Source organism: Moorena sp. SIO3I8, assembly GCF_010692325.1.
Taxonomy (GTDB): domain Bacteria; phylum Cyanobacteriota; class Cyanobacteriia; order Cyanobacteriales; family Coleofasciculaceae; genus Moorena.
Genome location: NZ_JAAHHW010000170.1, coordinates 1 through 11,047, shown reverse-complemented (window position 1 = coordinate 11,047; position 11,047 = coordinate 1). Strand labels below are relative to the sequence as shown.

Sequence of the window (11,047 nt, the reverse complement as noted above, 5' to 3'; positions counted from 1 at the left end):
CAAAGAAGGAGTACTGAGGTCCACCAGTAGCAACTATGGCATTAATCAGAGTTTCGTAGGTTTCCCTAGCATCCACATTACCATTGTCTATAGTTCCGTTATTGTCTTGAACCTCTTGCAGAGCAATGATATCCGGGGATTGGAGATTATTGATAACTTGAAATGCGATCGCATTAAATTTACCATCACCGATATCATCATCCCCATCTTGACTATTGGGGTCGAGGTTTTCGACATTGAAGCTAGCAATCGTAACTTGATTTGCACTACTGACTAAATTCGTTATCTCTGGGGTTAGGTTACCGGATGTAGCACGAATTGGTTCAGTAGACTGGAGTTCAAAGTTACCGAAACTGTAGCTAAGTACCCCTGTTACAGTACCGAGCTCGTCACCGACATTAACTATAGGAGAGGTGCCATTCAATAGAGTGTCATCAATCTGAATTCGTTCTGGATTGAAGTCACCGTCACTAATGGTAATGCCACCACGATTATTAACACCAGTAGCATTGACATCACCTGGAACCGTCCAAATTTCACCAAACCTATTAGTGGGAGCAACCGCTACAGCATTATTGATTTGCACCCGCATCCCTTCTAGGCTTTCGTAAAAGTCGATGCTATCAGTAGCTTCATTGAAGTCAGTTAAACCATCATCATCAATAATTTCTGTAGGTACTGTACGGTCTTCACCGATAACCACTGCAGTAGGTAAAGGGTTGTTCGATGATAAGACCCTAATATTAGTCAGGTTAGTAATTTCAGTCAGGGTTAAGTCATCGGAACGGTTACTACGCCGAAATTCTTGGACATCACCACTCACTTGCACCTCGTCACGGATTCTGACCGTAGGAGTAGAATTAGTAAAGACAAAAATTCCATCTGAGGTGGCATCATTATTATCTCCATAAGGGTCTTGTAGGTAGAAGCCGTTGCTCGCTACCCCAGTCACAATACCTGTAGTGGTGACAGACTGACCAACAAATGGTGAGATATGACCTTCACCTTGGATGTCGTATATGGGACGTATGATTCGATTTGTCATATACCTACGTTTCTCTTTAGCACTCACTAGTAATTTCAGGTTTTTGTCTTGGTTTTAAAACCAACGAATCTTTAGCTATTAACTATCAGCTGTCAGCGGTCACCTATCAGCTATCAGCGAATGTATGCAATCCCTGATCAATAAATAGAGTCGAAACTTTATATAGTCTGTAGAGATGTTATGTATAAGGTCTCTACAGAGGCTTTTTTTCGTGAGCAATGCTTGATTTAATTACCTATATTGCTTCTATTCTGTTTTATTTATTAAAATAAAATGCAATAATAAATATTAACTATCAAAAAATAAAGTAAGCAGCTACTTATGATGTTACTTGATATTAGTTAATATTTGGTGATTATTTTGTTTGTTTACTAGATTTTTATTTATCTAGCAAGACTTTGAAAAAAATTAATTGAATCAGGAAGAGATAGCAGTTGACAAGTTACTTTGAAATGGTTATACAGATACACTCTAGCTGTAATAATTCAGGGATCAGCTTCTAAACAGTCAGCTTTTAAATCAAGCGATGCAGCGCGGTCTTGGGGGTTTCCCCCACTCGCTATTGCATCAAGACAGACAAACATAGGCATTTAGCCCTGGGACGAGTACATGAGTGATTATGGAAAACCCTCAAGAAGCTGAACGCTGACCCCTTAATGCTTACAGTTGGTATCAATCAGATAGACTCTTTCCAAACCTCTCCAACAGTTCCTCACGGGACAAGTTGGACAGGTTAAGCAACACTTGAGTACGCTCTGTGATCGGCAACTGCATCAAAGGCTCAATTGTCCGGGATAATTCGAGATCAACACGGCCAAACCGCCCTGCCAGTAGATTCTCTACCATCAGGCGCTGTCCCTCTAAATTGCCTTGTTCCCGGCCTTGTTCCCGGCCTTGTTCCCGGCCTTGTTCCCGGCCTTGTTCCCGGCCTTGTTCCCGGCCTTGTTCCCGGCCTTGTTCCCGGCCTTGTTCTAAGGTTTCTTCTCGCCAACGCAAATAAGCTGGTGATAAATTCATAATTAACTCCCTGTCGTCTTCAGTTAAATCTTCACTTTCTTCTATTTTGATGCGCCAGTTGGCCAGAATCTCTAAGATGTTGCCCCGTAAAGGGTGTCCAACTGGCAGTGCCACCAATTCCTTAATGGCTTGCTCCTGAGTGCGATTGCGTCCCAAAAGTCTCAACCAGAGGGTTTCTTCCGTAACCGGTAGCTGGTTAATGGCCACCAGGGCTGTCTTGAACAACTCAGGCAAAAAATAGACTCCTTCCACCCAATTCCCTGAATCATCAAGTTTGGCGGCAAAACATTAGAGTCGATGCCCGGTATTACCCGGGGCACCTCTCCTTCAAATCCGTACGTGCGACTTTCGCCGCATACGGCTCCTAGATATCCTGGTCTTTCGACCTGCTCCCGTGAATATATTGGTGACAACTTTGGTGAACAGCCATGAGGTTGTTTTTCTTCCAGTTGTGATGATTCCCATCAATGTGGTGCAGGTGGATCCTTTCCTCATCGGTGAATTTCAATCCGCAATATCCACAGGAATGGTTTTGCTTCTTCAAGGCTTTGGCGGTAGCATCGGAGTAGAGCTGTGAGTTTCTCTGACTCCAATAGACTAAGTCTCCATCATAAGGGGACTTAGTCCCTTTCACCATTACGTGTTTATTCTGTTCATACCCAACTGCGGGGAATCCTTTCTTGCATAATTCACTGGCCTGATACCTATCCACCTTCTTTTCGCTACGGAACTTCCGGTGGGCAGTGTTATTCATAAACCATAAACTATCTCGGGAACTGCTCATATCGCAGTATTTGTGGTAATTCCTCCATCCACGTACGATGGGGGCTAACTTCTTTGCCTTGATTTTTGCACCATAATTCGAACTGTTGACTATGGCCTTGATTTTCCTACGGATAGCTCTATGATTCTCCATTGAAGGAGTACATTGGAACTTTCCATTTTGTTTGACACGCATGTGCCACCCAAGGAAGTCGAATCCATCCGTCGTTTTGGTTATCTTGGTCTTTTCTTCACTAATTTCCATTTCTCGTTCGGCTAAAAAGGCTTTGATTTTGTTTAGAACCTTTTCAGCGTCGTCTTTTGGCTTGAGGAATATGACCATATCATCCGCGTATCGGACACTAGGGTGAATATCCTCTATTCCGTCAAGTGCGATGTTGGCTAAAAGTGGGCTGACTACTCCTCCCTGTGGGGTTCCTTGCTCAGGAAATTTCAGGTCAACTCCGGCCTTAAGACACCGGAATATCCCAGTCTTCAAACTTGCTGGCGCAATTAACCTGTCCATTATGGACTTGTGGGAGATGCGGTCAAAACACTTCTTAATGTCCAACTCTATGACTCTCTTGGTGATGCCTTTAGCTCGTGTACTCAGGTTCTGAAACACGTATTTCTGGGCATCGTGGGCACTTCTACCGGTTCTGAACCCGTAGCTGCGGGCGTGGAACGTGGCTTCATGTGCTGGTTCGAGGGCAAACTTGGCTAAACATTGCCATGCTCTATCTGCGATTGTTGGTATCTTGAGTATCCTAATTTTCCCGTTTTTCTTGGGAATCGGGATTTCTCGTAAACCGGAATGGTACCAGTTCAACGCGTTTCCTTTCATAATCTCAAGTATTTCTAACCTTTCCTCGTAGTTCAGTGCAGTCTTTCCGTCGATACCGGCGGTTTTCTTGCCCTGATTGAGCTGTGTCACTTGACGGATGGCCAAAAGCTGTGCTGATCGAGATTTCAGAATCAGTTTCTGTAGAGACCGAGCTTTCCTCAAGTCACCAGCTTGAACCGCTTTATACACGCGCCTCTGTAGGCGGAAGAGGGTTTTACGGAATTGCTTCCAGTTTTGTCCCTTCCAGAGGTCACTAGATTTTGGTCTGTGTCTACCCATACTCTCCTAAGGTTTGTGTATTCTGAATACCCGTGCCCAGTTTTGAGCACATCTTACCCGATGGTGGGGATTAGGCTTGGCATAGCTTACCGAAGTTACGACCGTTCTTCAGACCCTTGTGTTTTGCCATCGTTTTTACTCGTTCCATCTTCCAGATTATTTTGATGATTTAGGGCAGTCCACTTTGCCTATCCTCTCCTCGGAGTTTGCGGTTACTTGAATGCGATGCCGTGAGAAATGCGAGGATGAAGTCCACATTTGTTGTTCAGATTGTGGCTTACCTATTAGACACTTTTCTAGAACTTGTTTACCCATGTCATCTCCCCATTAGCGGCAGTGTGGTTAATCTGATTCACCTCTGATTCCGCCCTGTTGCCAGCTTCACTCTGATGAAATGCCGTTCATCTCAGTGTGGCCAGATAGGGAGTCACTTGTCTCCTCAAGGGGTGGGTTTTCACCACCATCCGGAAGATAGTTAGGATTTTCGGGATTTTCCCGCGAATCCCCTAGCTCATACCCCTCTAGTCTCTAGAGGCTCCTAGCTAGAACGAGCCGCACCATTCAATAGGTTGCTTGAACAAGAAGGAGACAGAATCCATAAACAGGGCAAGTCAGTTTCACTGACAGAATTTTTCTCTCGTCGTGCCTGGCGCTGCAGCTCACCGTAGAGGGCAAACAACTTCAGCAGACAATTACGCACCGCCATGATCCCGATGGCATTCCGGAACGGTTCTAACAAACAGGCAGTTGATACCATCTGACCGAGCAATCCTAAAACCTGGGGTGGTGTGGAGACCGAAGGTGTTGGTAGAAACCAAATATCCACTTGGCGTACTTCACTGGTTACTTCGCGGCTGATTTGCACCTCACCGTGAGGTGTTAACAACTCCGTTAAATACTGTTTCGCAAATTGGTCGTGTGGCTGTCGGGTCATTCATCCTAATTGTTTGGGGATAGTATTAGTAGCCTTTCATCGATCAACTGGCTAAAAACAGATCCCATGGATCTTGACTTTTTGACCAAGACCTGAAACAGCATTTTGTGTCAAGTCTTGCCAACAGCTGTCATACTGAAATGGCACTAAACCTTAGAAGCACTCTGGGCGCTCCCCTTAGAATAGAAAAAACTCCGCACAGTGCTCGAAGCCAGGTAATTAGTCATGACAGTAGCCACCACACCTGTTGATACCAGTCCAATTGTGCTGAGGATGCCCCCAGCACTGGCTATGGATGATGACCAGTTTTTTGAATTTTGTCAGATTAACCGGGAATTAAGCATTGAACGCACATCGGCAGGGGAAATCATTATTATGTCTCCAACGGGGGGAGTAACAGGAAACCGAAATTTCAAACTAATTCAACAGCTTGCCAACTGGACGGATGACGACGGTACAGGCATTGGCTTTGATTCCTCTACTGGTTTCAAGCTTCCCAATGGTGCAGAACGTTCCCCTGATGCTGCGTGGATTAAGCTAGAGCGTTGGGATACCATTCCAACTCAGAAACAAGAAAGGTTTGCTCCCATCTGTCCTGATTTTGTGGTGGAGTTACGCTCTCCTAGTGACAAGCTAGAAACCTTGCAAAATAAAATGACCGAGTATATCGATAATGGGGCAAAGCTGGGCTGGCTGATAGACCGCAAGCATCAACGGGTTTATGTTTATCGTCCTGGAGTGGAAACCGAACGGTTAGACAATCCTGCTACTGTTAGCGGTGAGGCAGTTTTGCCTGGTTTTGTGCTAAAGCTCTCGAAAATCTGGTAAGGGTCTTAATAGAATGCGCGAATTTAGAATGCGCGAATTTAGAATTACATTCTTCATTATTTGATCACAAAACCTTTTCCCTATGCATCCCCCCTGCTTCACGCTACTCGGGGGAATTCCGCGAGTTTTGTTAAAAACACCCTGTTGATTGTAAGCAAGAATCGAGCAATGAACATTCCACGGCTACACCCAAACACTATTGAAGCAGTTAAGGAACGGTCTGACATTGTGGATGTCATCTCGGAGCATGTGGTATTGCGCAAGCGTGGCAAAGACCATGTCGGTCTGTGCCCTTTCCATGAGGAAAAAACTCCCAGTTTCACTGTCAGTCCCTCTAAACAACTGTATTACTGCTTCGGCTGCCAAGCTGGAGGGAATGCGATTAAATTCCTGATGGAGATTGGCAAGCACTCCTTCTCAGATGTGGTGCTGGATTTGGCACAGCGCTACCAGGTGCCAGTCCAAACCCTCCAACCGGAACAGCGGGAGCAATTACAACGGCAACTTTCTCTACAAGAGCAACTCTACGAGATTCTGGCCTTAGCCACAGCTTTCTATCAACATGCCCTCAGACAACCCCAAGGACAGCAGGCCCTAGAGTACTTGCGCGGTAAAAGGGGTCTGAGTGAGGAAACTATCATTACTTTCGAGCTAGGGTATGCTCCAGCTAGTTGGCAAACCATTTACCGCTATCTGGTGGAACACAAACGGAAGCCAGTGAAGCTAGTTGAGCAAGCGGGATTGATTAAGCCTAGGGACAATGGTGGGTATTATGATGGCTTTCGCGATCGCATTATGATTCCCATCCACGACACCCAAGGTCGAGTGATTGGCTTTGGTGGTAGAAGTCTTGGGGATGAGCAACCGAAATACCTCAACTCTCCAGAAACTCCCCTGTTTGATAAAAGTAAAACCCTTTTTGCCCTAGATAAAGCTCGTAATTCCATTACCAAGCAAGACCAAGCTGTAGTGGTGGAGGGATATTTTGATGCGATCGCACTCCATGCCGCAGGAATTACTAATATAGTCGCCTCCCTTGGTACCGCTTTTAGTTTAGATCAAGTCCGGCAACTATCGCGCTATACTGAATCCAAGCAAATTGTGCTCAACTTTGATGCGGATGCTGCTGGTACTAATGCTGCCCAAAGAGCCATTGGAGAAATTGCTAACCTAGCTTACCAAGGACTTGTGCAGCTACGGGTACTGAACTTACCGGATGGAAAAGATGCTGATGAATTCCTCAAATCTGCTCCTGACGCTACGGAAAAATACCGACAACTGTTGCTCAATGCTCCCTTGTGGCTGGATTGGCAGATTGATCAACTCCTGATTGGCAAAGACCTCCAACAAGCCGATCAATTTCAGCAAGTCGCCCAAGCTATGGTTAAGTTACTCAAGCAACTGGAGGACATCAACCAGCTCACTTATTATATTAACTACTGTGCTCAAATTCTCAGTCAAGGACAAGGGAAACTAGTATCTTTATACATAGAAAATTTACAAACTCAACTCCAAAAACCCCTTAGAGCTGCCTTTAAGAAATCACCACCTCGGTTAAAGAAACCGAAACAACAGGGTAATCAAGAATCAAACCTACCGGTTGGTAAAGAGCGCATCCTGTTAGAGCGAGCCGAAGCCTTACTGTTACGGATTTATTTACACTGTCCTGACTATCGACAAACAATTATTGATACTCTAGACCAGCGAGATTTACTCTTTAGTCTCTCTCACCATCGATTCTTGTGGCAACAAATTATTGAACTCCAAGGGATAGGCACACAATTTTACACTACCACCCCTGAACAGCTAATCTCCCGTTTACAAGACCGGAGTTTACAATTTCCTAGGGAAATGACTCAAGTGGCTCATCTGTTTCATCTTGACGAAACCTGTACAGAAGATATTTTGCGAGCCCCGATGGTAATACAGGCAGCAGCAGCTTCTCTAGAAATAGTAGCTTTGGAAAAACATCGGCGCTATTGTTTAGAGCAATGGCAAACAATTGATATTAGTAATGATTGGCAACGTAAGCAATACTATTGGCAGGAATGTCAAGATGCTAATCGTCGGCTTCTGGAATTAGAGAAGATACGTCAGGTGGGTATTTCAGAGCTATTAACTATGTAGCAGTTCTCAAACGCTATAAATTGCTATTACTTAACATCATGAAAGTGGCTATAATCAATAATTCTACTGCCGTCTGATTTCCTATCAAACATATCTACAAAACGCCTATCCCACAAAATTTCTGATGCGGTGTAGGAGTGACGACTGTGAATAGTCTGGGAAACCGTTTCATCAATACCAACTAGGGTGATAATAAGTGTGGCTTCCATTTCAGCGAGAGACTCTGGTGTTTCCCCATATAAAGGACTACTTTCATCAATTGGATGCATAACTGTCCAAGTTAGAGCAAAGCTAGGGGTTTGGCTACGCAACAGTTTCAGGTCGTAGAATCGACGCATGGATTCCCCTTCTAAGGTGACTTCATAGCGCAGGAAACTTACCCTGAGCTGAGCTTCCAGAATCCGATTATCCCGTTCATTGGCAGTGCGGAACATGAGGGTAGGTACCCCATTATGGGGCGTAATCACTGCCCTACGACTGAAGATGACTCTGGCAGTAGGCCGAGAGAAGCGGGCAAACATGAGTCCGGTTGCCATGGCTAGGGCCATCAAACCCACTAGAGCTTCTATGGTAACAATGATATTAGCATAGGAAGTCACGGGATACATCGCACCATAACCAATGGATGCCATGGTCTGAACGCTGAAGAAAAAGACATCGAAGAAAGCACCTGGACGGGCATTTTCAATACAATTTCCTCCCGCTAGGTACAATAGGGCAAAGACAATGTTTATGGCTAAATAACAAACCGCAATTAGCCCGAAAAACATTGGCCAATTAACGGTCAGCATTATATGATAAGGGTCACGCCAATAGTTATGGGATGACCCTTTTATAATTACATCTAATTGTCGTCTAGGTCTAGTCCGTTGAGCGATGCGCATCTTAGTTAGTTTAAACTGGTTAATAGCAATTTTTATTGGAAATTTTACCGTAAGCTATTAGCTTATGCGCTACGGATTTATTCAGTTACTTGACCACGGACTAATGCCCATCCTGTCGTAACCTGACCGTAAGCCCAGGTAGCGTAGGGAGCTATACATAACTTAATTAACCAGGGTATCACCATGATTGCGCTAAATATCATCAGCCCCAATACCTTGATCCCGATTTTATGAATTCCGTTCACCAACTCCTGGACTCCTGCTAGAATTTTTTGGGAATCTTCTCTAAGGGCATCGAGGTTAGGAATACCGCTGACAATAGTATTCAAAACCTTAAGTATTTCCAAATTATCCTTTAACACTGCCTTGACCTGTTGCAAACCAACCACTTGTACTTCAAACCCAGGAATAGTAGGCATATCCACTGAAACCTCTTTCATCTCGATATTGACCTTAGGAGGAAATCCACTCCCCAAGTTGACATCTGGTTTCACCGGAAGATTAACATCTGGGATGCCAAGATCAGGCAAACTCACTCCTGTAGGAATCTGTTCAACTATCTCTAAGGCTTCTTGGACCTCTGCCTTTACTGTTTTGATTGGTTCTATGATATTAGCAATGTCTTCTTTGGCTTTTTGAGTACTTTCATTCACCTCCACTAGGGTGTTATTGATTTCCACTAAAGGGCCACTTACTAGACTTTTGATGTCATGTAAAATTGTTAAAAAAGTAATCAAAAATACCACGACTAGGATAATCGGTATTAAGGCATAGATAATCATAACTATACCATTAAGTCTTTGCCTTAAACCACTGCTTTGATCAACTCTCATCTTCTTACCTCTAGTCAATTAATCACGTTGTCTGACTAAGAAAGTATCTTAAATGTTCCTCGATTAGATATTAAGTTTTAAAGAGCGAGTGGTGCGTTACACCGACGGGCTGTGCCAACACTGGCTACCGATAAAATCAGGGCGAGCCCGTCTTATCACGCACCCTACCAACTTTTGCCTCTTGCCTTTTGCCTCTTGCCCCAAGACGTGTGTTTACAACTCAAATATAGATCCTAGATCATGATTTGACCTGTGCCAGAATACTCTCCATTTCTGATAAGTTGAGAGGAACTTGAAGTACTTCTGTGTTCAACATAAAGAAAGGAGTACCATTAAGACCCAAGCTCTGAGCTAATTTCAGATCGTCCCTAATAGCAGCTTCGGCTCCAACACTGATGCGATCGCGATTAAATTGCTCTAGATCGAGATTAAGATCTTGGGCGATCGCTAGATACAATTCTTCATCCAAGTTATTTTGCTGCTCAAACAGGGCATCTTCATACTCCCAGAATTTCCCTTGCTGAAAAGCGGCCCAAGCTGCTTGAGCAGCAGGGAGTGCTTGAGCATGAATCTGAGTCAGAGGCAAATGCTTATATACTAAGGTTACCTGATCGGAATGTTTGTCCATAAAATCCTTTACGCTTTGGTTAGCTTCGGCACAAAATGGACATTCAAAGTCAGAAAACTCCAACAGCACAATGTTATTTTCCGCCACACCAGTAGTAGGGGAATTCCCAATTATCGATGCTGGCTCTGTACTCATTTGCTGCAAAAATGCTTGTCTGGATTGGGCTAGCTCTTGCTGTTTTTCCTGCTGGTAAGCTTGCAGCGACTGTAAAATAGCCTCTGGATTATTCCGGATAATGGTTAATACTTGCGCTTCTAGTTGATCAGGGTTAGCAAAGTTGTTGCTGCAACTGCTCAAAGTGAGCAAACACAGGAATAAGCTAACAATAGCTATGGAAATCCGATACAACTGTTTCATTTTCAACTGTTTACTGTTTACTAGTAATGACCAAATGTTTACTATAGCATTTTTGGCTCTTCCGTACTTGTTATGCTAAATAAACACTTTGGCAAAGGGAGCAGGTGCATCTCACATTTGTAAATGTTCGTAGGGTGCGTGATAAGACGGGCGAGCCCTTATTTTATCGGTAGCAAGTGTTAGGACAATCCGTCCCGTAACGCACCACCCAAACGGCAAAAATGAGATGCACCCGTTTCATCTTTCTCGATAAAAGAGATAAGAACACTATAGGGTTTGTATCTCGGTTGTAAAGTTATCGATTGCCGAAAAAGGCAAGAGGCAAGAGGCAAGAGGCAAGAGGTAAAAAATCATGTGTACCTCATTAGGCTAACAACCGCTATATCCCTCTTCTGTCACTCTCCGAATTCAATGATTAACAAATAAGTCAGATTATCCAGAATTAAAAAAGAATTGATATTGATTAATATCACTAATTAGCTGATTCAATCCCAGCAATAAGTTACTAT

8 protein-coding genes and 1 pseudogene are annotated in these 11,047 nt (G+C 44.0%); 2 read left to right on the top strand and 7 right to left on the bottom strand.

The features are described 5' to 3' along the window. The 4 genes and pseudogenes from F6K51_RS33210 to F6K51_RS33195 form a co-directional block, all read right to left on the bottom strand. Window positions 1-1,045, bottom strand: a pseudogene (locus F6K51_RS33210) (nuclease); the annotation flags it as partial. A gap of 672 nt (window positions 1,046-1,717) precedes the next feature. Continuing rightward, window positions 1,718-2,269: a hypothetical protein gene (locus tag F6K51_RS33205; protein ID WP_293029062.1), complete on the bottom strand. Its 552-nt coding sequence runs from the start codon at window positions 2,267-2,269 to the stop codon at window positions 1,718-1,720. A gap of 157 nt (window positions 2,270-2,426) precedes the next feature. Further along, window positions 2,427-3,947, bottom strand: a complete 1,521-nt coding sequence (locus tag F6K51_RS33200; RefSeq protein WP_293029059.1) for a reverse transcriptase domain-containing protein — start codon at window positions 3,945-3,947, stop codon at window positions 2,427-2,429. Window positions 3,948-4,485: 538 nt separating this feature from the next. Further along, entirely contained in the window at window positions 4,486-4,881 is a 396-nt protein-coding gene (locus tag F6K51_RS33195; protein WP_365940481.1) for a hypothetical protein, read from the bottom strand. Window positions 4,882-5,106: 225 nt separating this feature from the next. On the opposite strand from F6K51_RS33195, the gene F6K51_RS33190 reads away from it, so the two are divergent. After that, the gene (locus F6K51_RS33190; RefSeq protein ID WP_293029056.1) at window positions 5,107-5,709 is read left to right on the top strand and encodes a Uma2 family endonuclease; all 603 of its coding nucleotides are present in this window, start codon (window positions 5,107-5,109) and stop codon (window positions 5,707-5,709) included. A 168-nt stretch (window positions 5,710-5,877) separates the two neighbouring features. Further along, on the top strand, window positions 5,878-7,836 hold the full coding sequence (dnaG, locus tag F6K51_RS33185; protein ID WP_293029053.1) for a DNA primase: 1,959 nt from the start codon (window positions 5,878-5,880) through the stop codon (window positions 7,834-7,836). Window positions 7,837-7,862: 26 nt separating this feature from the next. Here dnaG and F6K51_RS33180 read toward each other — a convergent pair whose 3' ends face one another. The 3 genes from F6K51_RS33180 to F6K51_RS33170 all read right to left on the bottom strand — a co-directional run bounded on the left by F6K51_RS33180 (window position 7,863) and on the right by F6K51_RS33170 (window position 10,538). Further along, on the bottom strand, window positions 7,863-8,720 hold the full coding sequence (locus F6K51_RS33180; protein WP_293029050.1) for an ion channel: 858 nt from the start codon (window positions 8,718-8,720) through the stop codon (window positions 7,863-7,865). 77 nt (window positions 8,721-8,797) lie between these two features. After that, on the bottom strand, window positions 8,798-9,553 hold the full coding sequence (locus F6K51_RS33175) for a hypothetical protein (RefSeq protein ID WP_293029047.1): 756 nt from the start codon (window positions 9,551-9,553) through the stop codon (window positions 8,798-8,800). Window positions 9,554-9,791: 238 nt separating this feature from the next. Further along, window positions 9,792-10,538 (bottom strand): DsbA family protein, encoded by a 747-nt coding sequence (locus tag F6K51_RS33170; RefSeq protein ID WP_293029044.1) that lies wholly within the window; start codon window positions 10,536-10,538, stop codon window positions 9,792-9,794. Between the last annotated feature and the right edge of the window lie 509 nt (window positions 10,539-11,047).